25 protein-coding genes and 2 pseudogenes are annotated in these 26,330 nt (G+C 72.8%); 22 read left to right on the forward strand and 5 right to left on the reverse strand.

Translation table 11 applies throughout. From position 1 onward, the window contains the following. The first annotated feature begins 29 nt into the window (after positions 1–29). From AB0F68_RS03585 to thpR, 5 genes are all read left to right on the forward strand, one after another. Entirely contained in the window at positions 30–1,511 is a 1,482-nt protein-coding gene (locus AB0F68_RS03585; RefSeq protein WP_357332718.1) for an NCS2 family permease, read from the forward strand. A gap of 64 nt (positions 1,512–1,575) precedes the next feature. After that, entirely contained in the window at positions 1,576–2,025 is a 450-nt protein-coding gene (locus AB0F68_RS03590) for a MarR family transcriptional regulator (protein ID WP_357332720.1), read from the forward strand. A gap of 76 nt (positions 2,026–2,101) precedes the next feature. After that, on the forward strand, positions 2,102–3,388 hold the full coding sequence (locus AB0F68_RS03595) for an MFS transporter (RefSeq protein ID WP_357332722.1): 1,287 nt from the start codon (positions 2,102–2,104) through the stop codon (positions 3,386–3,388). 119 nt (positions 3,389–3,507) lie between these two features. Continuing rightward, positions 3,508–4,017 carry a hypothetical protein gene (locus AB0F68_RS03600; protein WP_357332724.1) on the forward strand — a complete coding sequence of 170 codons (510 nt, stop codon included), beginning with the start codon at positions 3,508–3,510 and terminating at the stop codon, positions 4,015–4,017. A gap of 3 nt (positions 4,018–4,020) precedes the next feature. Further along, a complete protein-coding gene (gene thpR / locus AB0F68_RS03605) occupies positions 4,021–4,599 on the forward strand; it encodes an RNA 2',3'-cyclic phosphodiesterase (RefSeq protein ID WP_357332726.1) in 579 nt (192 codons plus the stop codon). A gap of 127 nt (positions 4,600–4,726) precedes the next feature. On the opposite strand, the gene AB0F68_RS03610 is transcribed toward thpR, so the two are convergent. The 4 genes from AB0F68_RS03610 to AB0F68_RS03625 form a co-directional block, all read right to left on the reverse strand. Next, the gene (locus AB0F68_RS03610; RefSeq protein ID WP_357332728.1) at positions 4,727–5,713 is read right to left on the reverse strand and encodes an aldo/keto reductase; all 987 of its coding nucleotides are present in this window, start codon (positions 5,711–5,713) and stop codon (positions 4,727–4,729) included. A gap of 61 nt (positions 5,714–5,774) precedes the next feature. Then, positions 5,775–6,863: a septation protein SepH gene (gene sepH, locus AB0F68_RS03615; protein WP_357332730.1), complete on the reverse strand. Its 1,089-nt coding sequence runs from the start codon at positions 6,861–6,863 to the stop codon at positions 5,775–5,777. Positions 6,864–7,052: 189 nt separating this feature from the next. Further along, positions 7,053–8,180, reverse strand: coding sequence for a phosphoserine transaminase (serC, locus tag AB0F68_RS03620; protein ID WP_357332732.1), 1,128 nt, complete (start codon positions 8,178–8,180; stop codon positions 7,053–7,055). Between the two features lie 241 nt (positions 8,181–8,421). Next, positions 8,422–9,528, reverse strand: coding sequence for a citrate synthase 2 (locus tag AB0F68_RS03625; RefSeq protein WP_357332734.1), 1,107 nt, complete (start codon positions 9,526–9,528; stop codon positions 8,422–8,424). Between the two features lie 273 nt (positions 9,529–9,801). Here AB0F68_RS03625 and pdxH point away from each other — a divergent pair, with 273 nt between their 5' ends. The 7 genes from pdxH to AB0F68_RS03660 all read left to right on the forward strand — a co-directional run bounded on the left by pdxH (position 9,802) and on the right by AB0F68_RS03660 (position 15,855). Next, positions 9,802–10,428: a pyridoxamine 5'-phosphate oxidase gene (pdxH, locus tag AB0F68_RS03630; protein ID WP_357332736.1), complete on the forward strand. Its 627-nt coding sequence runs from the start codon at positions 9,802–9,804 to the stop codon at positions 10,426–10,428. Then, complete coding sequence (locus AB0F68_RS03635; RefSeq protein WP_357332738.1) at positions 10,425–11,720, forward strand: MFS transporter; 1,296 nt, start codon at positions 10,425–10,427, stop codon at positions 11,718–11,720. Before pdxH ends, AB0F68_RS03635 begins: the two co-directional genes overlap by 4 nt. 106 nt (positions 11,721–11,826) lie before the next feature. Continuing rightward, the gene (locus tag AB0F68_RS03640) at positions 11,827–12,756 is read left to right on the forward strand and encodes an aldose 1-epimerase family protein (protein ID WP_357332740.1); all 930 of its coding nucleotides are present in this window, start codon (positions 11,827–11,829) and stop codon (positions 12,754–12,756) included. Between the two features lie 2 nt (positions 12,757–12,758). Further along, positions 12,759–13,361: a nitroreductase family protein gene (locus tag AB0F68_RS03645; RefSeq protein WP_357332891.1), complete on the forward strand. Its 603-nt coding sequence runs from the start codon at positions 12,759–12,761 to the stop codon at positions 13,359–13,361. Between the two features lie 131 nt (positions 13,362–13,492). Then, the gene (locus tag AB0F68_RS03650; protein ID WP_073839113.1) at positions 13,493–13,798 is read left to right on the forward strand and encodes a type II toxin-antitoxin system VapB family antitoxin; all 306 of its coding nucleotides are present in this window, start codon (positions 13,493–13,495) and stop codon (positions 13,796–13,798) included. A 31-nt stretch (positions 13,799–13,829) separates the two neighbouring features. Then, positions 13,830–14,990, forward strand: a complete 1,161-nt coding sequence (locus tag AB0F68_RS03655; protein WP_357332743.1) for an acyl-CoA dehydrogenase family protein — start codon at positions 13,830–13,832, stop codon at positions 14,988–14,990. 100 nt (positions 14,991–15,090) lie between these two features. Continuing rightward, complete coding sequence (locus tag AB0F68_RS03660) at positions 15,091–15,855, forward strand: DUF4230 domain-containing protein (protein ID WP_357332745.1); 765 nt, start codon at positions 15,091–15,093, stop codon at positions 15,853–15,855. Positions 15,856–15,900: 45 nt separating this feature from the next. On the opposite strand, the gene AB0F68_RS03665 is transcribed toward AB0F68_RS03660, so the two are convergent. Then, entirely contained in the window at positions 15,901–16,110 is a 210-nt protein-coding gene (locus AB0F68_RS03665; protein ID WP_357332747.1) for a PspC domain-containing protein, read from the reverse strand. Positions 16,111–16,455: 345 nt separating this feature from the next. On the opposite strand from AB0F68_RS03665, the gene AB0F68_RS03670 reads away from it, so the two are divergent. The 10 genes and pseudogenes from AB0F68_RS03670 (at position 16,456) to AB0F68_RS03715 (ending at position 26,308) form a co-directional block, all read left to right on the forward strand. Then, positions 16,456–17,826 carry an L-serine ammonia-lyase gene (locus tag AB0F68_RS03670; RefSeq protein ID WP_357332749.1) on the forward strand — a complete coding sequence of 457 codons (1,371 nt, stop codon included), beginning with the start codon at positions 16,456–16,458 and terminating at the stop codon, positions 17,824–17,826. A 66-nt stretch (positions 17,827–17,892) separates the two neighbouring features. Then, positions 17,893–18,720, forward strand: a complete 828-nt coding sequence (locus tag AB0F68_RS03675; protein ID WP_357332751.1) for an ABC transporter permease — start codon at positions 17,893–17,895, stop codon at positions 18,718–18,720. After that, positions 18,721–19,464, forward strand: a complete 744-nt coding sequence (locus AB0F68_RS03680; protein WP_357332753.1) for an ABC transporter ATP-binding protein — start codon at positions 18,721–18,723, stop codon at positions 19,462–19,464. A gap of 38 nt (positions 19,465–19,502) precedes the next feature. Beyond that, a complete protein-coding gene (locus tag AB0F68_RS03685) occupies positions 19,503–21,395 on the forward strand; it encodes a DUF5941 domain-containing protein (RefSeq protein WP_357332892.1) in 1,893 nt (630 codons plus the stop codon). A 16-nt stretch (positions 21,396–21,411) separates the two neighbouring features. Then, positions 21,412–23,649, forward strand: a complete 2,238-nt coding sequence (locus AB0F68_RS03690; protein ID WP_357332755.1) for a bifunctional glycosyltransferase family 2 protein/CDP-glycerol:glycerophosphate glycerophosphotransferase — start codon at positions 21,412–21,414, stop codon at positions 23,647–23,649. Positions 23,650–23,752: 103 nt separating this feature from the next. Further along, positions 23,753–25,060 carry an ABC transporter ATP-binding protein gene (locus tag AB0F68_RS03695; RefSeq protein WP_357332757.1) on the forward strand — a complete coding sequence of 436 codons (1,308 nt, stop codon included), beginning with the start codon at positions 23,753–23,755 and terminating at the stop codon, positions 25,058–25,060. A gap of 69 nt (positions 25,061–25,129) precedes the next feature. Then, a pseudogene (locus AB0F68_RS03700) lies at positions 25,130–25,222 on the forward strand (Scr1 family TA system antitoxin-like transcriptional regulator); the annotation flags it as partial. Positions 25,223–25,302: 80 nt separating this feature from the next. Further along, a pseudogene (locus AB0F68_RS03705) lies at positions 25,303–25,356 on the forward strand (DUF397 domain-containing protein); the annotation flags it as partial. 43 nt (positions 25,357–25,399) lie between these two features. Continuing rightward, positions 25,400–25,831 (forward strand): VOC family protein, encoded by a 432-nt coding sequence (locus AB0F68_RS03710; RefSeq protein ID WP_357332759.1) that lies wholly within the window; start codon positions 25,400–25,402, stop codon positions 25,829–25,831. Positions 25,832–25,840: 9 nt separating this feature from the next. Continuing rightward, positions 25,841–26,308: a DUF4442 domain-containing protein gene (locus AB0F68_RS03715; protein WP_357332761.1), complete on the forward strand. Its 468-nt coding sequence runs from the start codon at positions 25,841–25,843 to the stop codon at positions 26,306–26,308. The last annotated feature ends 22 nt before the right edge of the window (positions 26,309–26,330 follow it).

Raw genomic sequence — 26,330 nt, forward strand, 5'->3', positions numbered from 1 at the left:
CAACCGGTCGATCAATATGTGAGGACCCGATGGCCATAGCGCCGCCGCCGGACCACGGCACCCCACCCGATCCCGCGCACCCGCGCAACGGCTTCGACCGCTTCTTCGAGATCTCCGCCCGCCGTTCCACGCCGGGCCGGGAGGTCCGGGGCGGGCTGGCCACATTCTTCACGATGGCGTACATCGTGGTGTTGAACCCGCTGATCCTGGGCAGCGCGGTCGACGGCGACGGGCGCAAGCTCGCCATCCCGGCGCTGGCGGCGGCCACCGCGCTGGTCGCCGGCCTGATGACCATCCTGATGGGCGTGGTGGCCCGGTTCCCCATCGCGCTGGCCGCCGGGCTGGGCGTGAACGCGCTGGTCGCGTTCGAGATCGCGCCGCAGATGAGCTGGGCGGACGCCATGGGCCTGGTGGTGATCGAGGGTGTGCTGATCGGCATCCTCGTGCTCACCGGGCTGCGTACCGCGGTGTTCCGCTCGGTCCCGACCCAGCTCAAGACGGCGATCGGCGTGGGCATCGGCCTCTTCCTGACCATCATCGGCCTGGTCGACGCCGGCTTCGTCCGGCGGGTGCCCGACGTGGCGAACACCACCGTGCCGGTCGGGCTGGGCATCAGCGGCAAGATCGTGAGCTGGCCCCTGCTGGTCTTCGTGGTGGGCCTGCTGCTCACCCTGGTGCTGGTGGTACGCCGGGTGCGCGGCGCGATCCTGATCGGCATCCTGACGTCCACCGTGCTGGCGATCGTGGTGGAGGCGGTCGGCAACATCGGGCCGTCCTTCGTCAACGGGAAGCCGAACCCCAAAGGCTGGGCGCTGAACGTGCCGGAACTGCCGGAGAAGGTGGTGGACGTTCCCGACCTCTCCCTGCTCGGCAACTTCAACGTGCTGGACTCGTGGACCCGGGTCGGCTGGCTGGTTCCGCTGATGTTCGTGTTCACCCTGCTCATCACGGACTTCTTCGACACCATGGGCACGATGGTCGCCATCGGCCAGGAGGGTGACATGCTCGACGAGCGGGGCACCCCGCCGCGGGCGCGGGAGATCCTGCTGGTCGACTCGATCGCCGCCGCCGCGGGTGGCGCGGCCTCGGTGTCGAGCAACACGTCGTACATCGAAAGCGCGGCCGGGGTCGCGGAGGGCGCCCGGACCGGCGTGGCCAACCTGGTCACCGGCGGCCTGTTCCTACTGGCCATGTTCCTGGCGCCGCTGGCGGTGGTGGTGCCCTTCGAGGCCGCGTCGACGGCGCTCGTGGTGGTCGGCTTCCTGATGATGACCGCGGTCCGCACCATCGACTGGACCGACTACGAGATCGCCATCCCGGCGTTCCTCACCATCGTGCTGATGCCCTTCACCTACTCGATCTCGAACGGCATCGGCGCCGGCGTGATCAGCTACGTGCTGCTCAAGCTGGCGAAGGGCAGGGCCCGCGAGGTGCAGCCCCTGCTGTACGGGGTGGCCGCCCTGTTCACCCTTTACTTCCTGCGCGGGCCGATCGAGTCCGTGCTGCTGTGAATTCGCTGGTGAGCCTGGTCATATCGCATGTCGTTAGCCAGGCTCATTAGTTAAGCTAACTACTGTGACGGAGCGGACGGTGACGGCGAAACGCGTGCCACCGGCGCAGCTGGCCCCTCAGCTGCGTGATGCGATCACCCGACTCAACCGGCGGGTCCGACAGGCCCGCCCGGTCGGCGACCTCACGGTCACCCAGCTCTCGGCGCTCACCAGCCTCAAGCTGGCGGGCGCCCTGACACCCCGGGAGCTGGCCGACACCGAGCGGGTACAGCCGCCAACGATGACGAAGATCGTCGCGAAGTTGGAGGAGCGCGGCCTCGTGCAGCGCACCCCCCATCCGACCGACGGACGGCAGGTCATCCTGGCGGCTACCGAGGGGGGACGGGCCGTGCTCGACCAGTTCGAGCGGGCCCGCAACGAGTGGCTGGCCAGCCGACTGGCCGCGCTCACCGAGGAGGAACGCGACACGCTGCAGCGTGCCGCCGAGATCCTCCAGGGCATCGCTCGCGCCTGAGCTGGTACCCGCGTCCCGCGGTCCGCTTCGTCCGTTGTGGATGAGGCGTACATGATCGCGAGGAGGCGCACCTAGAGTGCAGGCCAAGTTGAGCACGATGTTCCAGTCCCTACGAGTCCGCAACTACCGGCTCTTCGCCACCGGGCAGCTGATCAAATTGATCGGCGTCTGGATGATGTACATCGCCCAGGACTGGCTCGTCCTCGACCTCACCGGCAACTCCGCGACCGCGCTCGGCGTGGTCACCGCGCTCCAGTTCACCCCCGTCCTGCTGCTGACCCTGATCTCCGGCCGCCTCGCCGACCGCTACGACAAGCGGATGCTGCTCTTCATCGCCAACATCTTCTGGACCGTGCTGGCGCTGGCGATGAGCCTGCTGGTGGTCACCGGGCTGGTGCAGCTCTGGCACGTCTTCGCGTTCGCCGCCCTGCTCGGGGTGTTCAACGCGGTGGAGACCCCGGTGCGGCAGGCGTTCGTCTCCGAGCTGGTCGGCATGCCACTGCTGCCGAACGCGCTCTCGCTCAACGCGGCCACCTTCAACTCGGCCCGGATCCTCGGCCCGGCCGTCGCCGGCCTGGCCATCGCCGCCTTCGACGTCGGCCCGGTCTTCCTGATCACCGCGTTCAGCTCGATCGCCCCGCTGGTCAACGTGGTCCGGATGCGTACCGCCGAGCTGTACCGCAAGGACCTGCCGCCGGCCGGCCAGCGCGACCAGGCCAAGGTGGTCGACGGCCTCCGGTACGTCGCGCGCCGCCCTGACATCCTTCTGCCGATGGCGCTGATGTCGGTGATCGGGATGAGCCTGTTCAACTTCCAGCTCACCCTCGCCGCCCTGGCCAAGACGGTGTTCAACACCGGCGCCGCCTCGTTCGGCCTGTTCACCACCGCGCTGGCGGTCGGCGCGCTGGCCGGCGCCCTGTCCGGCACCGGGCGGCGCAGCCGCCCCTCCGTGTGGCTGGTGCTCGGCGCGGCGGTCGGCTGCGCCAGCTTCGGCACGCTGGTCGGGCTCGCCGGGTCGTACTGGCTGGTGGTGGCGCTGCTGCTGCCCACCGGGTTCTTCATGGTCTTCTTCGCCCAGGCCGCCAACCAGCGGGTCCAGCTCGGCGTCGACGCCGCCTTCCGGGGCCGGGTGATGGCGCTGTGGGTGCTCGTCTTCCTCGGCACCAACCCGGTCGGCGCGCCGATCATCGGCTGGGTGGCCGAGACCTTCGGGGCCGGCGCGAGCATCTGGACGGGTGGCCTGATCTCCCTGGCCGCCGCGCTGCTGGCGCTCACCTGGCAGCTGCGCCGCTCCGGTGCCCGGCTGCGGATGCGAGTGCTGCCCATGCCGCGCTTCTACGTGGTATCGCCCGGGGCGGAGTGACCCGTCGACCGCCCGAAGGACCGGTTCCCGACCGAGGGGACCGGTCCTTCCTCATTCATTCGCGTCCGGATGTCGCCAAACGGGTGGCGGGCGGAGACGAAGGGGCTTAGCGTCGATATGTGGGAGTGGGGCGGGGACTGCTGCTGATGCTGGCGATCCTCGCCGTCTGCTGCCTGCCGGCCCTCTTCGCGCTGGTCTTCTGTGCCGACGAGATCCTCGACCGGGTGGCCTGCGGGTGGGCCGAGTGGCGCGAGCAGCGCCGGGAGCGCCGCACCATCGCCCGGCTGGACCGGGCCATCGAGGCCGAGTCGCTCACCCGGGACATCGACCTCACCGAGCTCGACCGGGAGGGCCGCCGCCCGCTGGAACAGCTCGCCATCGACCTGCGTCGCCTCGGCGGCCACCGGCTGGCCGCCGCCGACCGCTCGGTGGTGTGGCACGGCGCGGTCATCGACGCGTACGACGAGCGGCTGCGGGCCGCCTGCCGGGCGCTGGGCATCGCCGAGCACCTGACCGAGCTGGAGGGCGTCGACCGGGAGATCGAACGGGTACGCGTCGAGGGCCTCCTGCACGCCGCCGGGCTCACCCTGCCCGCCGCCCGCCCCGGCCACCACCAGCGGCACCGCTGACCGGTGCGGCTCTTCGTCGCGGTCTACCCGCCGAAGCCGGCGGTCGACGACCTGGGCGCCCAGGTGGCGCGGCTGCGGACCGGGGCCGCCTCGGCTGCCGGCACCAACGTCCGGCTGGCCGACCCGGCCAACGCCCACCTCACGCTGGCCTTCCTCGGCGACACTCCGGATGACCGGCTGGTCGATGTGGAGAGCGCGCTCGGCCTGGCCGCGCAGACCTTCCGCGACGCCCGGGGCAGCTCGCCGCGGCTGCGGCTCGGCGGCGGGGGCAGCTTCGGGCGCGGCCGGTTCACCGTTCTCTGGGTGGACGTACAGGGCGAGGTCGACGCGCTGGTCGTGCTCTCCCGGCTGATCCGGTCCGGGCTGCGCCGGGCCCGGCTGCCGCACGACGAGAAGCCCTTCCGGGCCCACCTGACCATCGCCCGCCCCGGCGACCGGATCGACCGCGCCGACGTGCTCGCCGACCGGGAGACCCTGCATGACTACCTGGGCCCGGAGTGGGCCGCCGACGAGTTGGTCCTGGTCCGCAGCCACCCCGGCCCGCGCCCCACCTACGACCGCCTGGCCGCCTGGCCCGTCTGACCGGGATCCCCGCCCCTCCCCGCGCGATCTTGCACTTCCTGCCCGGGCAAAAGGTTCAATCAGCCCGGATCAAGGGCACGAACTGCAAGATCGACGCGTGGGGAGGAGGGGCGGGGGTGGGTGTGGGTTACCAGGCCCAGGCTTCCGGGCCGGGGCCACCGTTGCCCACGGGCGGGAAGAGCTCGTCCAGCTTTTCCAGGGTCTGCTCGTCCAGGTGGACGGTCAGGGCGCCCAGGTTGCGGTCGAGCTGGTCCATGGTGCGGGGGCCGACGATCGGGGCGGTCACCCCCGGGCGGGAGAGCAGCCAGGCCAGCGCCACGTCGGCCGGGTCGTGGCCGAGGTCGGCGCAGAGCTTCTCGTACGCCTCGATGGTCTGCCGGTGCTCGGCCAGCGCGTCGGCCGACCGGCCGGTGGCGCCGCGGGCCGCGCCGCCCTCGGCCATCTTGCGGATGACCCCGGAGAGCAGCCCGCCGTGCAGGGGCGACCAGGGGATGATGCCCAGCCCGTAGTGCTGCGCGGCCGGGACCACCTCCAGCTCGACGTGCCGGGTCATGAGGTTGTAGATGCACTGCTCGGAGACGAGGCCGAGGAAGTTGCGGCGGCCCGCCGCGGCCTGCGCCTGGGCGATGTGCCAGCCGGCGAAGTTGGACGAGCCGACGTAGAGGACCTTGCCCTGGGCGACCAGGGTCTCCATGGCCTGCCAGATCTCCTCCCACGGCGTGGTCCGGGAGATGTGGTGCATCTGGTAGAGGTCGATGGTGTCGGTCTGCAGCCGGCGCAGCGAGTCCTCGCAGGCCCGGATGATGTGCCGGGCGCTCAGGCCCTGCTCGTTGGGCCAGTCGCCCATCTTGCCGTAGACCTTGGTGGCCAGGACGACCTTGTCCCGCCGCCCGCCGCCCTGGGCGAACCAGCGGCCGATGATCTGCTCGGTGACGCCCTCGCCGGTCTTCCAGCCGTAGACGTTCGCGGTGTCGAAGAAGTTGATCCCGTGTTCCAGAGCCCGGTCCATGATGGCGAAGCTGTCCGGCTCGTCGGTCTGCGGCCCGAAGTTCATGGTGCCGAGGCAGAGCCGGCTCACCGATAGACCGGTGCGTCCCAGGTTCGTGTACTCCATGGGTCCACCCTGGCACGCGGGCACTTAGAGTGCCTCGTCGCATGCCAGGGTGGCCGTGGCGTCAGGAGGACTCGCGGGCCGCCGGGCCGGTGCCGAAGAGGACGTCGTCCCAGCTCGGCAGGCGCTTGCGCGGCTTGCCACCGGCCTCGGTGGACTCGTTGCCGGTGCCGCCGGTCGCCGCCGCGGCACCGGTGCGCCGCGGCCGGAGCACGGCCAGCGACGGCACGGCCGGGATCTCCTTCGGCGCGTCCGAGTCGTCGTCGAACGCGGAGCCCTGGCCGCCGCCGAGCAGCGCGGCCGCGCCCCCGGCGACCGCCCGCTGACGGGGCGCGTCGGGCCCGGCCAGGGCGGCCGGGGAGCGGGTGTCGAGACCGCGACCGGACGTGCCGCCGAGCGGCCGGTCCAGCGAGGCGAGCAGCGCGTCCCGGCCGGCGCGGATCGGGTCCCGCCCCGGACGTGCGTGCTCGCCGGGCGACGGCAGGCCGTGCCCGCCCCGGCTGGGCTCGCCGCGCGACGGGCCGGGCAGCGCGTGGCCGCCCCGCTCCGGCGCCGGCTCCTGGCCGAGGATCGGCGTGGGCCGCTCGGCGCAGAGGTATTGCGCCATGTCGTCGTGCGGGGTGACGTTCTGCCGAAGCTTGTCGAGGTCCCAGACCGCCTGCGCGGTGGCCTTGCCGGACGGCCAGGTGGCGATGATCCGCCAGGTGCCGTCGTCACGGCGGTAGGCGTCCCAGGAGATCTTCTCGGTGTCGATCCCGTGCTGGGCGAGCCGGCCGTTGACCACCTCGGCCAGCGGGGTCGGCTTCTCGGCGCCCTTGAGCCGGGTGCGCCGTGCGTGCTGGGCGAGCATGGCCCGCTCCTGGAGCACCGGGCCGGCGTAGCGCAGCACGCGGTCGACCGGGACGCCGGCGATCCGGGCGACGTCCTCGGCGGACTCGCCGGAGCGGATCCGGGCCTGGATGTCGCGCGGGGAGAGCGACGGCGTGGGATCGGCGGCGCTCGGCACCACCGCGAGCGGAGTCGCGCCCGGCTCGGCGTGCAGCGCCGAGGCGATGCGCTCGTCGATGGGCAGGGCGAGCAGGCGCCCGACCTCGTCGGCGAGCACCAGAGCCTGGCCGTCCTCTGAGAGGGCGACGAAGCGTACTGGGCGCATGGGCTTGCCTCCGTCCCGCTTCGCTGGCCGTCACGCCACGAGCCGGCCACCCGGGCGTCCTCGGACCACCGTACGCTCATCTACCCGTAGGTGGGGGAAGCGACACCCGGCATGTCGTGACTGAGCTGCGGCGATGATCACGGTGGGTGGTCGCCGGAGCCCCGACGACCACCCACCGTCACCAGTCGATCAGAGTCGCTCGACCACGTAGTCGATGGACGCCGTGAGCGCCTCCACGTCGGCCGGCTCGACCGCCGGGAAGAGCGCGACGCGGAGCTGGTTGCGGCCCAGCTTGCGGTAGGGCTCGGTGTCCACGATGCCGTTGGCGCGCAGCGCCTTGGCGATGGCCGAGGCGTCCACCCCGTCGGCGAAGTCGATGGTGGCGACCACGTTGGAGCGCAGCGCCGGGTCGGTCACGTACGGGGTGGCGAACGCCGAGCGCTCGGCCCAGCCGTAGACGATGCCGGCGCTCTCGGCGGTGCGCTTGGCCGCCCAGGCCAGCCCACCCTGCGAGTTCATCCAGTCGGTCTGCTCGGCGGCCAGGAAGATGGTGGCCAGCGCGGGCGTGTTGTAGGTCTGCTCCAGCCGCGAGTTGTCGATCGCGGTGACCAGGTCGAGGAAGGCAGGGATGTAGCGGCCCGACTCCTTGATCTCGGTGGCCCGGGCGAGCGCGGCCGGCGACATGAGGGCCAGCCAGAGGCCGCCGTCGGAGCCGAAGCACTTCTGCGGGGCGAAGTAGTAGACGTCGGTCTCGCCGACGTTGACCTCCAGGCCGCCGGCGCCGGAGGTGGCGTCGACCAGCAGCAGCGAGCCCTCGTCGGCGCCCGGCACCCGGCTGATCGGCACCGCCACGCCGGTGGAGGTCTCGTTGTGCGGGGTGGCGTAGACGTCCACGCCCGCCTCGGGGACCAGGGTCGGCGCGCTGCCGGCCTCGGACTTGCGCACGGTCGGCTCGCCGAGGAACGGCGCGTCCTTGACCGACTTGGCGAACTTGGCGCCGAACTCGCCGAAGCTGGCGAACTGGGCCCGGTCGCGGACCAGGCCGAAGGTGGCGACCTCCCAGAAGGCGGTGGTGCCGCCGTTGCCGAGCACCACCTCGTAGCCCTCGGGGAGGGAGAAGAACTCGGCGATGCCCCGGCGCAGCCGGGCGACCTGGTCGCGGACCGTCTTCTGCCGGTGCGAGGTGCCCAGGTAGCTGGTGGCGACGTCGGCGAGTGCGGAGACCGCCGCGGGACGGACCTTGGACGGCCCGCAGCCGAAGCGACCGTCGGCGGGCCTGATGTCGTCGGGAATCCGGATGGTCGGTGCGTCAGCCACGGTTCTCTCGATCCTTCCGCATGGGGGAGGGCCCTTCAGCGGGCGCGGAGCGACGGCGGCCACGCGCGGGCGCGCGGCGGGGCCGGGTCCGAGCCCGGTCCGGCGGCACTGCCGGCCTTCATACTCGCACCCGCGCCGGCCGCCCCGACGGCTGGTCCCACTCCCGGGGTGAGGGATGCGCCACAACGCGCCAGGGCCCGGTCCGCCGCGGACCGGGCCCTGGTGAGGGGTACGGGGAGGATCAGACGCCGTGCGGGATGGCGTCCCAGCCCTCGACCTGCTGCGGCTTGCGCGGGGCGTGGCCGACGTAGCGGGCCGACGGGCGGACCAGCCGCTGGAGCCTCTTCTGCTCCAGGATGTGCGCGGACCAACCGCCCATCCGGGCACAGGTGAACATCGAGGTGAACATGTGCGCCGGCACCTCGGCGAAGTCCAGCACCACGGCCGACCAGAACTCGACGTTGGTGGCGAGCACCCGGTCCGGGCGGCGGGCCTGGAGCTCGGCCAGGGCGGCCTTCTCCAGCGCCTCGGCGATCTCGAAACGCGGCGCGCCCAGCTCCTTGGCGGTGCGGCGGAGCACCCGGGCGCGCGGGTCCTCGGCCCGGTAGACCCGGTGGCCGAAGCCCATCAGCCGCTCGCCCCGGTCGAGGACGCCCTTGACGTAGCCCTCGGCGTCGCCGCTGCGCTCGACGGCCTCCAGCATGCTGAGCACCCGGGACGGGGCGCCGCCGTGCAGCGGGCCGGAGAGCGCCCCGATGCCGGAGGAGATGCACGCGGCGGCGTCGGCGCCGGTGGAGGCGACGATCCGGGCGGTGAAGGTGGAGGCGTTCAGGCCGTGCTCGGCGGCCGAGATGAAGTAGGCGTCGACGGCCTTGACGTGCCGCGGGTCGGGCTCACCCCGCCAGCGCTTCATGAACCGCTCGACGATGGTCTCCGCCTTGTCGATCTCCTTCTGCGGCACCGCCGGCAGGCCGAGGCCGCGGGCGGACTGGGCGACGAAGGAGAGCGCGGTGACCGACACCCGGGCCAGGTCCTCGCGGGCCTGCTCGTCGGAGATGTCGAGCAGCTGGCTGAGCCCCCAGTATGGGGCGAGCATGGCGACCGCCGACTGCACGTCGACGCGGATGTCGCCGGAGTGCACCGGCACCGGGAACGGCTCGGCCGGAGGCAGGCCCGGGCCGAAGCGCCCGTCGACCAGCAGCGCCCAGACGTTGCCGAAGGAGACCTGACCGATCAGATCCTCGATGTCGACGCCGCGGTAGCGCAGCGCACCACCCTCGCGGTCCGGTTCGGCGATCTCGGTCTCGAAGGCTACGACGCCCTCCAGGCCCGGTTTGAAGTCGGCCATGTCGTCTCCTGGCTTCCGGCGGTGGTGGTGGCCGCGCGGGCTCATCGGGCCCGCGGCTTAGGCGACCCTCAGGGATGTGTTCGGAACATCTTGCCTGGTCGGTAACCGGATCCGCGACCCGCGGCGACTGTGCGCCACATGACATCCCCGCCGGTGGACAAGCTCACGGGCTGGAGAAGACTGGGTGGTGGGGCCTGGCCAGCGTCGGGGGACGCCGGCATCCCCGGGAGAGGGACGACGAGAGTGACGGGCGACACACCTGCCCCGGCCGGGATGCGTAACGAGTACGCCGCCGACCTGGGCCTTTCCGAATCGGATCTCGCGCCGGACTGGCACACCCAGTTCGCCCGCTGGTTCGCCGACGCGGTGGCGCATCCGCTACCCGAACCGAACGCCATGGTGGTCGGCACCGCCGACGCCGAGGGCCGGCCGAGCGGCCGCACGGTGCTGCTCAAGGGGTACGACCCGGACGGCTTCGTGTTCTACACCAACTACGACTCCCGCAAGGGCGGCGAGGCGACCGCCAACCCGTGGGCCAGCCTGGTCTTCCCCTGGTTCCCGATGCAGCGGCAGGTGACGGTCACCGGGCGGGTGGCGCGGGTCGACCGGGCCGAGACCGAGGCGTACTTCGCGGCCCGGCCGCGCGGCTCCCAGCTCGGCGCCTGGGCCAGCAGCCAGTCCCGGGTGGTCGCGGACCGGGCGGCGCTGGACGCGGCGTACCGGGCGGCGGCCCAGCGCTTCGCCGACGTGGACGAGATCCCCGCGCCGCCGCACTGGGGCGGGTTCCGGGTGCGGCCGGAGACGGTGGAGTTCTGGCAGGGCCGGGCCAGCCGGCTGCACGACCGGCTGCGGTTCCGGCGTACCGGGGGCACCTGGGTGATCGAGCGGCTGGCGCCGTGACGGGGGTGAAGGAGGCCCGGCCGCGGGGAGCCCGCCGCTGGGCGATCGACCTGCGCCCGCTGGGCGTGCCCGCGTACCGCCGGGTGTGGCTGGGCAACGCCGTGGCGATGTTCGGCTTCCAGTTCACCGCCGTGGCGGTGCCGGTGGAGATGTTCGACCTGACCGGCGGCTCGTTCTGGGTCGGCCTGCTCGGCATCGCCGGCTTCCTGCCGCTGCTGGTCTTCGGGCTCTGGGGCGGCGCGGTCGCCGACGCCCGGGACCGGCGGCGGGTGCTGCTGGCCGGCGGTGCTCTGCTCTGGGCGTCGACCCTGGCGCTGCTGGTCCAGTCGGTGCTGCGGGTGGGCAGCCCGGTGCTGCTGCTGGCCCTCGTCGCGGTGCAGGCGATCGCGTTCGCGATCACCTCGCCGACCCGCAGCGCGATCCTGCCCCGGCTGGTGCCGGCCGAGCTGGTCCCGGCGGCCAGCACGCTGAACTTCACCACGTTCACCGCGACCTCGGTCTTCGGCCCGCTGGCCGCCGGCCTGATCTTCGCCAGCTGGCGCGTCGACGTGGGGCTGCCGATCGCGTACGGGGTGGACGCGCTGCTGTTCACCGTGTCGCTCTGGGCCACCCTGCGGCTGCCGGCCATGCCGCCCGAGCCGGACCCGGACAGCGACGGCACGCCGCGCCGGGCGGGGCTGGCCAGCATCGTCGACGGGCTCCGCTACCTGGCCACCACGCCGCTGCTGCTGCTCTCCTTCGCCATCGACCTGATCGCGATGATCCTGGCCATGCCCCGGGCGCTCTTCCCCGAGCTGGCGCACGAGCGGTTCGGTGGCGGGGCGGCGGTCGGCTGGCTCTACAGCGCCATCGCCATCGGCGCGATGCTGGGCGGCCTCACCTCCGGCTGGATCGGCCGGGTGCGCCGGCAGGGGGTCGTGCTCGTGGTGGCCGTGGTCGGCTGGGGCGTGGCGATCGCCGCGGCCGGGCTGGCCCGCCAGCTCTGGCTGGTGGTGGCGCTGCTCGGCCTGGCCGGCGCCGCCGACCTGGTGAGCGCGACCCTGCGTCAGTCGATGCTGCTGATCTACGCGCCGGACCGGATGCGCGGCCGGCTCCAGGGCGTCAACACGGTGGTGGTCGCCGGCGGCCCGCGCCTGGGTGACCTGCGGGCGGGCGCGATGGCCGCCGCGTCCGGCACGACCATCGCCATGGTGGGCGGCGGTCTCGCCTCGGCCGTGCTCGCGGTGCTGCTGGTGGCGGTCTTCCCGGCCCTGCTCCGCTACCGGGCCGCCGGGGCCGGCGCGCGGGACTGAGCGACGGCCCGGGGCGGAGCGCCGCCCCGGGCCGGACCGGCCGCACGCTGGGACGCCGCCGGGCGGGCTCCGCGCCGGGTGGGGGCGACGGACTAAGGTCGCCGGCATGGAGACCGACGCGCGCCCGTCCCCGTCCGGGACACAGTGGACCATTGCCGCCGGCGGCCACGAGGCCGTCGTGGTCGAGGTCGGCGGTGGCCTGCGGACCTACCGGCACGACGGGGTCGACTACCTCGACGGGTACGAGGCGGACGAGCTGGCGCCCGGTTCGGCCGGTCACGTGCTGGCCCCCTGGCCGAATCGGATCCGGGACGGCGCGTACACGTTCGGTGACCGCTCGTTGCAGCTCGACCTGACCGAGCCGGCCCGGCACAACGCCATCCACGGCCTGGTCAACTGGGTGCGGTGGCAACTGGTCGAGCAGTCGCCGGAGAGCGTGACGCTCGGCTACGAGCTGCCGCCCAGCCCGGGCTACCCGTGGGGGCTGCGGCTGCGGAGCCGGTGGAGCGTCGGGGCCGACGGGCTGCGCGCCGAGCACGAGGTGACCAACCTGTCCGGCGAGCCGGCGCCGTTCGGCTTCTCCGTGCACCCCTACCTGCAACTGCCCAAGGTCGGCGTGGACGAGTTGTCGCTGCGGGTGCCGGGCCGCACCCGGGTGCTGCTGGACAGCCGGCTGCTGCCGGTGGCCGCGACCGAGGTGGCCGGCACCGAGTACGACTACACCGAGCCCCGCCCGATCGGTGACGCGGTGCTCGACCTGGCCTTCGGCGACGTGGTCCGGGACGCCGACGGCGGCTCGTCGGTGACCCTGGCCGCCCCGAACGGCTCGGCCGCGGTGCACGTCTGGGCCGACGGCGAGTTCGGCTGGTGGCAGGTCTTCACCGGCGACACCCTCACCGGGGAGCGGCACCGCCGCTCGGTGGCGATCGAGCCGATGACCTGTCCGGCGGACGCGTTCCGCTCCGGCCGGGACCTGATCACGCTGGCCCCCGGGCAGACCTGGCGGGGCGCCTGGGGCATCCGGCCCGGGGCGTGAGCATGGAGTTCGCCGAGGTCGTCCGCCGTCGCCGGATGGTCCGCAACTACGACCCGGACCGCCCGGTCCCGCCCGACGTGGTGGACCGGCTGCTCGACCACGCCGTCCGGGCCCCGTCGGCCGGGTTCGCCCAGGGCTGGGGCTTCCTGGTGCTGGAGGAGCCGGCCGACCGGGAGCGGTTCTGGGCGGCGGCCACCCCGGGCGGCGGCGGCCGGGAACGCTGGCTGGCCGGGATGCGGAAGGCCCCGCTGATCGTGGTGCCGCACGCCAACCGCGCCGCGTACCTGGACCGTTACGCCGAGCCGGACAAGGGCTGGGCGGACCGCTCCGAGGACCGCTGGCCGGTGCCCTACTGGTACGTCGACACCGGCTTCGCCGCCCTGCTGATGCTGCTCACGGCGGTGGACGAGGGGCTGGGCGCCTGTTTCTTCGGCATCCCGCCGCAGCGGATCGGGGCGTACCGGGAGGCGTTCGGCGTGCCGGCGGAGTACCACCCGATCGGCGCGATCACGGTAGGTTACCGGGCACCCGACCACCGGTCGCCGTCCCTGCGGCGCGGTCGCCGGCCGGTGGACGAGGTGGTCCGGCGCGGCCGCTGGAATTAGGGGCGGTTCAGCGCGTCCGGCCTGGGTATCGGCGGTAGCGAAACCGACATGAGGGAGTAAAACGCAGTGTGGCGGGTGCGGCTAGGCTGGCACCGACATCATCAGCCCGGCCGGGGGGAGGGGAGCGTGCCGTGATCTTCAGGGCGGTCCGGGACGGGCGTCCCTACCCGGAGCACAACCTCACGCTCAAGCAGTGGGCCGAGATCCCGCCGCGCCCGCTGCGGCTGGACCAGCTCATCACCACCAAGCGGGAGCTGGCGCTCGACAAGCTCCTCGCCGAGGACTCCACCTTCTACGGCGACCTCTTCCCGCACGTGGTGCAGTGGAACGGCGGCCTCTATCTCGAGGACGGCCTCCACCGGGCGCTGCGCGCGGCGCTCCAGCAGCGCAACCAGATCCACGCCCGGGTGCTGGTGCTCAGCGGTCAGCCCGAGTGACGCGCCCCTGAGTCTTCGTTAAGGTGAGGCCATGACCCCTCTCGACCTGCTGGACATCGACGCGTCGCTGGGCGAGGAGGAGCGGCAGATCCGAGCCGTCGTGCGCCAGCTCATCGACGACCGGGTACGCCCGCACGTCGCCGGCTGGTACGAGGACGGCCACGTCCCGACCCGCGAGCTGGCCCGCGAGTTCGGCAAGCTCGGCCTGCTCGGCATGCACCTCACCGGCTACGGCTGCGCCGGCGCGTCGGCCGTCGCGTACGGGCTGGCCTGCCTGGAGCTGGAGGCCGGCGACTCCGGCATCCGCTCGCTGGTCTCGGTGCAGGGCTCGCTGGCCATGTACGCCATCTGGCGCTACGGCAGCGAGGAGCAGAAGCAGCGCTGGCTGCCCGCCATGGCGGCCGGCGAGGCGATCGGCTGCTTCGGGCTGACCGAGCCGGACCACGGCTCCGACCCGGCCTCGATGGCCACCCGCGCCCGCCGCGACGGCGACGACTGGATCCTCAGCGGCAGCAAGCTGTGGATCACCAATGCGCCGATCGCCGACGTCGGGGTGATCTGGGCGCGCACCGACGAGGGGGTGCGCGGCTTCGCCGTACCCATGGACACGGCCGGGGTGACGGCGCGGGAGATCCGGCACAAGATGTCGCTGCGCGCGTCGCTGACCGGTGAGATCGCCCTCGACGACGTGCGGCTGCCGGCGGACGCCCGGCTGCCCGAGGCGATCGGGCTCAAGGCGCCGCTGAGCTGCCTCACCGAGGCCCGGTACGGCATCGTCTGGGGCGCGCTCGGCGCGGCCCGGGACTGCCTGGAGACCGCGCTGGACTACGCGACCACCCGGACCCAGTTCGGCCGGCCGCTGGCCGGCTTCCAGCTCACCCAGGCCAAGCTCGCCGACATGGCGGTCGAGTGGAACAAGGGGCTGCTGCTGGCCCTGCACCTGGGCCGGCTCGCCGACGCCGGGAAGCTGCGCCCGGATCAGGTCAGCGTGGGCAAGCTGAACAACGTCCGGGAGGCCATCGCCATCGCCCGCGAGTGCCGGACCATCCTCGGCGCGAACGGTGTCTCCGGCGAGTACCCGGTGATGCGGCACGCCAACAACCTGGAGAGCGTGCTCACCTACGAGGGCACCTCGGAGATCCACCAGCTGGTCATCGGGCAGCGGCTGACCGGGCTCTCCGCCTTCGCCTGAGCTGCGGATTCACCCGATCGGGTCGCTCGGCGAGCGACTGTCGCACGGTGGCCGTACCGTCATTCTTAGTCGATGTGTCTGACGAGGACGGTGAGGGGCGATGGCCCGCGACGGTGACATCAACCAGCCCACCAGGGAGTTCCCGGAATACCCGACCGGCGAGTCTCTCCGGGCCCGGTCGGACGTCCCGGCAGAGCCCGGGCGCGGTGGCCCGGCGTCGCCCGGTGCCCCGGCGCGCGGCCTGCTCTGGGTGCTCGGCGCGGCCGCGCTGGCCGTGGTGGTGCTGCTCGGCGTGCAGGCGACCGGCCTGCTGCCGGACTTCCGCAATCCGTTCGCCAAGGAGCAGACCGACCGGAGCCAGCCGCCGCTGCTCAAGTCGATCCGCGACCTGAGCCGCTACGTGGCCGCCGAGGGCAACTTCCAGGTGGTCGTCGATGTGCAGAAGGACCGGCGCAACGTGCCGGACTTCCTGCTCAACGAGCGCACCCTCTTCGTCGGGGCGGGCCGGATCGAGGCGTACGTCGACTTCGCCAAGATCGCCGACGGGGCGGTGGTGGTGTCCGACGACGGCAAGTCCGTCGAGATCAAGCTGCCCGCGCCGCAGCTCGGCGAGACCGACCTGGACATGGACAAGAGCTACGTCTTCGCCGAGCAGCGCGGCCTGATCAACCGGCTGAACGACCTGGTCGGCGGCGACCCCAACCGGCAGCAGCAGGTCTACCAGCTCGCCGAGGACCGGATCACCGCGGCGGCCCGGGACAGCGGCCTCACCGCCCGGGCCGAGGAGAACACCCGCAAGATGCTGGAGGGGCTGCTCCGCTCCCTCGGCTACGAGAAGGTGACCGTCACCTACACGGCGTCCTGACGCCGCCGGCGCCCGCCCCGGTGGTCCCGGGGCGGGCGGCGCGGGTCAGTGGCGGTTGGAGGCGAGGTAGCGGTCCTCGTTCGGCATCAGGACCCAGAGGATCAGGTAGACGATCACCTGGGTGCCGGGCAGCAGCAGCGACAGCAGGAACAGCAGCCGGACCATTCCGGCCGACATGCCGAACCGCTGGGCCAGGCCGGCGCAGACGCCGGCGAGCATGCGCCCCTGGCGGGGCCGGACCAGTTTGCGACTCATCGTCGTACTCCCACTTCTGCGGCGATCCGCCGCGCTGAGTTCCACGGTAGGAACGGCTGCCCACCCCGCCCTCGGCCCCGAGGAGGATCGGCGACCCGGGCACCCGTAGGTGCTTACCCCGGCGGACCCGCCCCGACGCAGCCCGTGGGCCGGGTGGTGACGGCGGGGAGACGCGGGGCGGGCGAGGCTGGGGGTGGCCCGCTCGCAGGCAGGGGGCGACGGGGGCGGGTAGGCTCGCCGGTCGGGCGCCCACACCCCGGGTGCCGCCCGCCGCCCCCCGGACCGGGGAGCGGCACACACCGGGCCGGACCCGCACAACGGGGACGACGGCGAGGAAGTGCAGCCATGATCAGTGTTTTCGACCTCTTCAGCGTCGGCATCGGGCCGTCCAGCTCGCACACCGTGGGGCCGATGCGGGCCGCCCGTACGTTCGTGGCGGGGCTCAAGGCCGACGGGCAGTTGGCCGACGTCGTGCGGGTGCAGGCCGAGCTGTTCGGCTCGCTGGGCGCCACCGGCCACGGGCACGGCAGCGACCGGGCCGTGCTGCTCGGGCTGGAGGGGGAGGCCCCGGAGACGGTTGACACCGACTCGGTCGGGCCGCGGGTGGAGCGGATCCGCGCGGAGCGGCGGCTCAGCCTGCTCGGCAGCCAGGAGATCGACTTCGACCCGGACCGGGACCTGGTGCTGCACCGCCGCCGCTCCCTGCCGTACCACCCGAACGGGATGACCTTCGCGGCCTTCGACGCGGCCGGGGAGCAGGTCCGGGCGCGCACCTACTACTCGGTCGGCGGCGGGTTCGTGGTCGACGAGGCGGCTGCCGGGGCGGACCGGATCAAGCCGGACAGCACGCGGGTCCGCCACCCGTTCCTCACCGGGGCGGAGCTGCTCAAGGTCACCACCGACACCGGGCTGTCGATCAGCGAGGTGATGCTCGCCAACGAGCTGTCCTGGCGCAGCGAGGCGGACGTACGGGCCGGGCTGCTGGAGATCTGGCGGGTCATGCGGGAGTGCGTCGAGAACGGCTGCGCCCACGACGGCGTGCTGCCGGGCGGGCTGAAGGTACGCCGCCGGGCCGCCGAGCTGCGCCGCAGCCTGGAGGCGGAGGCCGGCGCCTCCGACCCGCTGCACGCCATGGACTGGGTCACCCTCTTCGCGCTCGCGGTCAACGAGGAGAACGCGGCCGGCGGGCGGGTGGTCACCGCGCCGACCAACGGCGCCGCCGGGATCATCCCGGCCGTGCTGCACTACTACACCCGGTTCGTGCCGGGCGCCTCCGAGGAGGGCGTGATCCGGTTCCTCCTCACAGCCGGCGCGATCGGGGTGCTGTTCAAGGAGAACGCCTCGATCTCCGGGGCCGAGGTGGGCTGCCAGGGTGAGGTCGGCTCGGCCTGCTCGATGGCGGCGGCCGGGCTGGCCGAGGCGCTGGGCGGCACGCCCGAGCAGGTGGAGAACGCGGCCGAGATCGGCATGGAGCACAACCTCGGGCTCACCTGCGACCCGGTCGGCGGCCTGGTGCAGATCCCGTGCATCGAGCGGAACGCGGTGGCCAGCATCAAGGCGATCACCGCGGCCCGGCTGGCGCTGCGCGGCGACGGGGTGCACGCCGTCTCCCTGGACAAGGTCATCAAGACCATGCGCGAGACCGGCGCCGACATGAAGATCAAGTACAAGGAGACCGCGCGGGGCGGCCTCGCCGTCAACGTCATCGAGTGCTGAACCCGAAGGGGTGAGGCGGCGCGTCCGTACGCGCCCGGCCGGGGCGGTCGGGGCGAGGATGGGACGGTGACGTCCGGCGTCGCCGCGCTCTGGTCCGCCCGCACCTCGCTGCGCATCCTGGTCCGGCGCGATCTCGCGGTGAAGTACCAGCAGTCCGTGCTGGGCTATTTCTGGTCGCTCATCGAGCCGCTCGGCATGGGCCTGATCTACTGGTTCGTCTTCGGCGTGCTCTACTCCGGCGCCACCCGACGGCACCTGGGCGAGGCGGCCGGGTCGTACCCGCTCTTCCTGATCACCGGGATCTTCGCCTGGATGTGGGCCAGTTCGGCGCTGACCGAGGCGACCAACGCGCTGACCGGGCAGTCCCGGCTGATCACCACGATGAACCTGCCCCGGCAGGTCTTCCCGATCGGCCGGGTCACCGGCCGGTTCGCCGAGTACGCCGCCGGCCTGCCCATCCTGGTCGCCATCGCGGCCCTCTACGCCGGCCACGGCCGGATCCACCCCGGCTGGAACCTGCTCGCGCTGCCGCTGGCCGTGGCGGTGCAGTTCGTCCTGCTGGTGGGGCTGGCACTGCTGCTGTCGGCCGGCAACGTGCTGATGCGCGACATCGAGCGCATCATGCGGCTGATCATCCGGCTGCTCTTCTACGCCACCCCGATCATCTATCCGCTGAACCTGGTCCGCGACTCGGGCATGCCGGGCTGGCTCAAGATCGCGTACGAGCTGAATCCGCTGGTCGGGATCTTCCAGTTGCACCACGCGATCTGGTACCCGGACGAGTTCCCCGACGCCCGGCTGCTCACCGTCACCGTGGCGGGCAGCCTGCTCGTGTTCGCGGTCGGCTGGTGGTCGTTCCGCCGCCTCGAACCCGCCGTGCTCAAGGAACTGTGAATGGCGGCGATCATCGAGGCGGACGGGCTCGGCATCCGGTTCGTCCGCAACCGCCGCCGCCAGCTCCGGCTGCGGGAACTGCTCATCCACCGGGGCGCCCGGGACCCGGACGCCGGCCGGTTCTGGCCGCTGCGGGACGTGTCGTTCCGGATCGAGCCGGGCGAGACGGTCGGCGTGGTCGGGCGCAACGGCACCGGCAAGAGCACGCTGCTGCGGCTGATCGCCGGGGTGCTGATCCCCGACGAGGGCTCGATCCGGGTCCACGGCCGGGTGGCCCCGCTGCTGGAGCTCTCGGCCGGGTTCTCCGGCGACCTGACCGGCCGGGAGAACCTCTACCTGGTGGGCGGGCTGCACGGGCTGTCGACGGCGTACCTGCGGCGGCACTTCGACGAGATCGTCTCGTTCGCGGGTGAGCAGGTGGAACGGGCCATCGACACCTCGGTCCGGCACTACTCGTCGGGGATGAAGGTCCGGCTGGGTTTCGCGGTGATCGCGCACCTGCCGCACCCCGTGCTGCTGGTGGACGAGGTGACCGCGGTCGGGGACGCCGAGTTCCGCGCGAAGTGCTATGCGACCATCGAGCGACTCCTCGCGGAAGGGCGCACGCTGGTGCTGGTGTCACACAACGAAAAGGACCTCACCCGGTTCTGTCGTCGGGGGCTCTACCTCGACGCCGGGCGGCTGACCGTCGACGGCACGATCGACGAGGCGCTGCACGCCTACACCAGCGCGACGCAGCGGTGACGCTCGCGATCGTGCTCGCCGCCGGGCCGGCGGCGGGCCTGACCACCGAGGCCGGGGAGCGGCTGGCCGACCGGCTCGCCGGGCAGTGGCGGCGGGCCGGGGCGGACGAGGTGCGGGTGGTCGCCGACCCGTCCGAGCTGGCCGACCTGGTGGCCGCCGCCACCGGGCCGGTGCTGGTCAGCGGGGCCGACCTGGTGGCGCACACCGCCGTACTCAAGCACCTGGCGACCAGCCCGGTGGGGCCGACGGTGGCCCTGGTGCTCACCGATCCGCCAGCCGCCGGGCAGGTGACGGTTCGCGAGGAGCGCGGCCAGGTGGTCGCCGTGGACGACCCGGCGGGCGCGACCGGGGTGTTCGGCGGCGCGCTGCGGGTCGGCGTGGCCGACCTGCCGGCGCTGGCCGCCGCCGCCCGGACCGCGGCCGGCGGCGGGATCGACCGGCTCTTCGCCGACCTGGCCGGTTGCGGCACGCTGACCTTCGCCCACCGGGTACGCCTGCTCGTGGCGCACCGGGTCGGCGACCCGGCGGAACTGGCCGCGGCGCAGGCGGCCGTGGCCGCGGTCGACGAGGACAGGGCCGAGCTGAGGCTGTCGGTGAAGGAGCGGGACGACTTCTTCACCACGTTCTTCGTCAGCACCTGGTCCCCGCACGTGGCGAAGGCCGCCGCCCGGATCGGCCTGGGCCCGAGCGGGGTCACCATGATCTCGGTGGCCTTCGCGGTGGCCGCGGCGGTGCTCTTCGGCGTCGGCGGGCGGCCCGCGCTGGTGGCCGGCGGGATCCTGCTCTACCTGGGCTTCGTGCTGGACTGCGTGGACGGCCAGTTGGCCCGCTACACCCGGCACTTCAGCGCCTGGGGCGGCTGGCTGGACACGATGGCCGACCGGGCCAAGGAATACCTGGTCTACGCCGGTCTCGGTTACGGCGCCACGCACGCCGGCTTCCGCTACGGCTGGGCGCTGGCGATCGCCGCGATGACCCTGCAGACCGTGCGCCACATGACCGACACCTGGTACGGCGTGCTGCACGACGAGGCGGCCCGGCGCCCCCACGCGGCGACCGGGGACGCGGGCGGCCTCGGCGGGAAGCTGAACGCCGCCTCGACCAAGGTGCAGGCGGACACCGGCTCGGTGTCGTACTGGCTGAAGCGGACCGTGGTCTTCCCGATCGGCGAGCGGTGGGCGCTCATGGCGGTGGCCGCCGCGCTGTTCGGGCCGCTGGTGGCGCTCTGCGCGGTGCTGGTGTGGGGAGTGCTGGCGTTCGCCTACACCGGGGCGCTGCGCACCCTGCGGGCGCGGTGGATGCGGGTGCCGGTGCTGACCACGGTCGACACCGGCCTGCACCGCGACGACGGCCCGCTGGCCCGGACCATGCCGGTGGTGCGCGCACCGCTCGCGCTGGCGGTGGCCGGCGCGCTCGGCGCGGCGGGGCTCCTGCTGTGGGCGCTGCTGGCGGTCCACGCCGGTCACGGGTTGCCCGCCTGGGCGGTGGCGTTCGGGCTGGTGGTCCTGCTGGGCGGGGCGCAGGGCGCGCGGGCGGCGCACGGCGGGCCGCTGGGCTGGCTGGTCCCGGCGGCGCTGCGGGCCGGGGAGTACCTCTTCGCCATCGCCGTCGGGGTGGCCGGGCGGGTGTCCCCGTGGCTGATCTTCGGGTACGTCTTCGTGCTGACCCTGCACCACTACGACCTGACCGCCCGGCTGGAGAAGCGGCAGGCGGCCCCGCCGCTGCACGCCGCCACGCTCGGTTGGGAGGGGCGTTCGGTGCTGCTGACCATCGGGTCAATCGCCGGAATTGCGAGCATCGCTCTGGCTACACTCGGTACGTACCTTCTCGTGGTTTTTGTCGCGAGCGTGGTCCTTGCCTGGGTGGTCCTGCCCGCCCGCGCCCGACGGGCGCCGGCGCCGGTGGGCGGGGGTGGCCGCTCGCCGGGCTGACGGAGGGCCGGCCGGGATGACCCTGATCAGCTTCGTCGTACCGGCCTTCAAGGTGCAGGGTTACCTGCGGGAGTGTCTCGACTCGATCCTCGAGCAGCCGTTCGACGACCTCGAGGTGATCGGGATCGACGACGCCTCCCCGGACGACAGCGGCGAGATCCTGGCCGAGTACGCGGCCCGCGATCCCCGGGTCCACCCGGTCCGGCTCGTCGAGAACGTCGGGCTCGGTCCGGCCCGCAACATCGGGCTGGACCGGGCCACCGGCGAGTACGTCTGGTTCGTCGACGGCGACGACTGGCTGGTCCCCGGCTGCCTGCCGCACGTGGCCGACCGGCTCCGCGCCGCCCGCCCGGACGTGCTGATCGTCGACCACGTCCGGGCGCACTGGAACAACGTCGGCACCCGTAGCGCCATGCGGGACGTGTTCCCCGAGCCGCCGCCCGAGGCGACCTTCCGGCTGCGGGACCGGCCGCAGACCCTGCGGCTGCTGCACACCGCTTGGAACCGGCTGGTCCGCCGGGAGTTCCTGGTCGAGCAGGGGCTGCGCTTCGAACCCGGCTGGTACGAGGACGTCTCGTTCAGCTATCCCGTGCTGATGGCCGCCGAGCGGGTCGGCGTGCTGGACCGGGTCTGCCTCAACTACCGGCAGCGCCGGACCGGGGCGATCACCCGGACCCGGGGTGACCGGCACTTCGAGGTCTTCGCCCAGTGGCACCGGGTGTTCCGGCTCATGGACCGCTGGGGGCCCGCGGTGGCCGGGCTGCGCCCGGCCGTGTTCGAGCGGATGATCTGGCACTACCTGACCGTGCTCGGCAACGGCGAGCGGATCGCCCCCGAGTTGCGGCCGCCGTTCTTCGCCCAGATCCACGCCGACTACGTCCGCTTCCTGCCGCCCGAGGGCTACCCCGTCCCGCCCGGTCTGGAGGGGGTGAAGCACCGGCTGGTGGCGGCCGGGCGGTGGCGGACGTTCAGCGCGCTCCGGGCCGTCCACCAGGTCGAGGAACGGGCCCGGCGATCGGCCCGGCGGGTCAAGCGGCGGGTGCTGCCGGTGGCCCGGCGGAACGCCCGCCGGGCCCGGGACGCGGCGCTGCGCGAGTACTACCGGGCCGAGTTGCGCCGCCCGCTCGACCCGACGCTCGCCGTCTACGCGGCGTACTGGTACCGGGGCTACTCCTGCAACCCGGCCGCGATCTACACCGCCGCCCGCCGCCTCGCCCCCCAGGTACGCGGCGTCTGGATCGTCCGCCGCGACCGGGTGAACGTGCTGCCGCCGGGCGTGGAGTATGTCGTCGCCGGCACCCGGGAGTACTACCGGGTGCTGGCCCGGGCCCGCTGGCTGGTCAACAACGTCAACTTCCCGGACTTCGTCCGCAAGCGACCCGGCTCGGTGCACGTCCAGACCCACCACGGGACCCCGGTGAAGGTGATGGGGCTGGACCAGCAGCGCTATCCGGTCGGCGCGATGGGAATGAACTTCGCGAAGCTGCTGCACCGGGTGGACCGGTGGGACTACAGCGTCAGCTCGAACAGCTTCTCCACGCAGATGTGGGAGCGGGCCTACCCGGCCGACTACACCACACTGGAGGTCGGCTATCCGCGCAACGACCGGCTGGCGCTCGCCACCGCCGAGGAGTGCCGCCAGGCCCGCGCGGCGCTGGGCATCGGCCCAGACGAGTACGTGGTGCTCTACGCGCCGACCCACCGGGAGCACCTGCCCGGCTGGCGACCGCCGTTCGACCCGGACCGGATGCGCGACGTGCTCGGCCCGTCCGGGCGGCTGCTGATGCGCAGCCACTACTTCCACGACCGGGACCGGCGGCTCCGGGGCGCCTCCGACGGCGCGGTGCTGGACGTGAGCACGCACGACCGGGTCGAGGACCTGTACCTGGCCGCGGACGTGCTGGTCACCGACTATTCCTCGGCGATGTTCGACTACGGGGTGCTGGACCGGCCGATCGTGGTCTACGCGCCGGACTGGGACGCCTACCGGGTGGCCCGGGGTGTCTACTTCAACCTGCTCGCCGAGCCGCCGGGCGCGGTCGCCGTCGACTTCCCCGGGCTGCTCGACGTTTTCCGGAGCGGTGCGGTGCGCGGGGCGGACGCCGAGCAGGCCCGGCAGCGGTTCCGGGCCCGGTTCTGTGCGCTGGACGACGGACACGCCGCCGAGCGGGTGGTCCGCCGGGTCTTCCTGGACGAGCCGGTTGAGGTTACTCGTCGGTTACCTTACCGATGGAAGACCGCCAATACCACGTAATAGGTCTTTCACGATGCGAACATCGCACGTTTACCCGATGTGCGGACCCCATGATCCTGGTCACAGTCAATCCCGGGTTCGGCCGAGAGCTGGGGAGGTGACGGTGACCACCGTCGCGCTCAAGGATGTCACCAAGGTGTTCCAGGACGGGACAGTCGCGGTCGACACCATCAATCTGGACGTCAACGACGGCGAGTTCATGGTGCTGCTCGGCCCCTCGGGCTGCGGCAAGTCCACCGTCCTGCGGATGGTCGCCGGCCTGGAGGATCCCTCCTCGGGCGCGGTGATGCTCGGCGGCGAGGTGGCCAACGAACTGCCGCCGCGGGACCGGAAGATCGCCATGGTCTTCCAGGACTTCGCGCTCTATCCACACATGACCGTCGGCGACAACATCGGCTTCCCGCTCCGGCTCTCCGGCGTCGAGCCCGAGCGGCGCGGCGAGCGGATCCAGGACGTGGCGAGCGCGCTGGGCATCGGCGACGTGCTCGCGCGGAAGCCCAGCCAGCTCTCCGGCGGCCAGCGGCAGCGGGTGGCGATGGGTCGGGCGATAGTGCGCCGGCCCGGCCTGTTCCTCATGGACGAGCCGCTCTCCAACCTGGACAGCGGCCTCCGCGCCGAGTTGCGCGCCGAGATCTCCGGGCTGACCCGCGAGCTGGGCGTCACCACCATCTACGTCACGCACGACCAGGCCGAGGCGCTGACCATGGCCGACCGGGTCGCCATCATGCGCAAGGGCGTGCTCCAGGACGTGGGCACCCCCACCCAGGTGTACGGCCGCCCGGCCACCCTCTACGTCGCCGCGTTCCTCGGCAGCCCGCGGATGAACCTGCTGGAGGCGTCCGTCTACGTCCACCTCGACCGGTACGTCACGCTGAATCTCGGCGAGCAGGCGCTCTACCTGCCCTGGGACGACATCCGCAGCCGGGCCGTGGCGCACTACCACGGCGAGCGGATCGTGGTCGGCATGCGAGCCGAGGCGCTCACCCCGGTCGCCCCGGACACCGCCGGCGACGTGCTCCACGGCCGGATCCGCTACCTGGAGCACCACGGCCACGAGTCGCTGGCCTTCCTCGACATCGGCGCCACGGCCATCGTGGTCGACGAGATGGGCTCCCCGGCGGAGAACGCCGCCCCCGGCCAGCGCGGCCTGCGCCGGTTCGGCCAGGTGATGCAGCGGTTCGCCGGTCGGGCCGCGGACGCCCCGGTCTCCGCCGCGCCGAGCGGCAGCGGGAGCCGGACCAGCGTGCTGCCCGACCCGGGCCGGCACCACCGCCGCCCGGCGGAGCTGGCCGTGCGGCTGGCACCGTATCCGGCGGTGTCGGCGGGGCACCCGCTCGCCGTGCAGGTGCGGATGGACGCGCTGCACTTCTTCGACGAGCGCGGCGACCGGATCGACGTCGGCTGGCGCTGACGACCTTCGCCCCGGCGGGCTTCCTGCGCGTCCGGGTGACCGCAGTTCGTGGCCGTGCTCGACCACACCGTGCTGGAGCGGCCGGTCGGCGGCCCGAAGGTCATGCGGGAACAGTTGCGGCACCTGGTCGAGGTGGGTCGCCGGCCGCGCGTCCACCTGCATCTGGTGCCGCGAGGCGCCGGCGCCTACCCGGGACTGAACGGTGCCTTCGTGCCAGCAAGGACCGGCAGGGGCCGGCGCTCACCTTCACTCCGACGAGCTGGGCGTCCTTCGTCTCGTACGCCAAGCGTCGCTGAGAATTGAGTTGACCCCTTCTCCGCCCGGCCGGAGGGTGGCGCGATGGGGACCGTGATCCGCAACGTCTCGTTCGACTGCGCCGACCCGTACGAGCTGGCGCACTTCTGGAGCAGGGTCTTCGACTGCCCGGTCGACCCGGAGTTCGAGCCCGATGACGAGGAGTTCGTCATCGAGCCGCCCGACGGCGCCAGGCTCTATTTCCAGCGTGTGCCGGAGCCGAAGACCGTGAAGAACCGCGTGCACATCTGCCTGCAACCGGACGTGCCGCGCGACCGGGAGGTCGAGCGGGTCCTGGCCCTGGGTGCCACCGTTGTCGCCGACCGGCGTGAGCCTGACGGCAGCGGCTGGGTCGTGCTGGCCGACCCCGAAGGCAACGAGTTCTGCGTGCTGCGCAGCGATGCCGAAAGAAACACCGCCGGCCAGGCCGTGCCCGCTTACCCGGGCGCCCTTGCCCGGGAAGTTACTGACAAGTAGCGTCTGGGCATGTCCATCGACTCTCGCCAGGTGGCGGCCGGTCTGCTGGAGGCCGTGCCGTTCGCCCGCACGCTCGGTATCGAATTCGTCGAGGTCGCCCCCGAGGCCGAGGGCGGCGTCCGGGCCGTGGTCCGGCTCCCCGACGCCCCGGAGCACCACAACCACGTCGGCGGCCCGCACGCCGGGGCCATGTTCACCCTCGGGGAGACCGCCTCCGGGGCCGTGGTGCTCGCCGCGTTCGGGCCGGTGCTCGACCGCGCCGTGCCGCTGGCCGTGACCGCCAGCATCCGCTACCAGAAGGTCGCCCTGGGGCCGGTCCTGGCCACCGCCCGGCTGGGGCGTACCCCGGCCGAGGTGATCGCCGAGCTGGACGCCGGGCAGCGGCCGGAGTTCCCGGTCGAGGTGCAGATTGGCACCGAGGACGGCACCGTGACCTCGGTGCTCACCGTGGTCTGGACACTTCGCCCGAACCGCTGAGGTCCGAATCGGGTTTGCCCGG

This window comes from Micromonospora sp. NPDC023966, from assembly GCF_040639095.1.
Lineage (GTDB): Bacteria > Actinomycetota > Actinomycetes > Mycobacteriales > Micromonosporaceae > Micromonospora.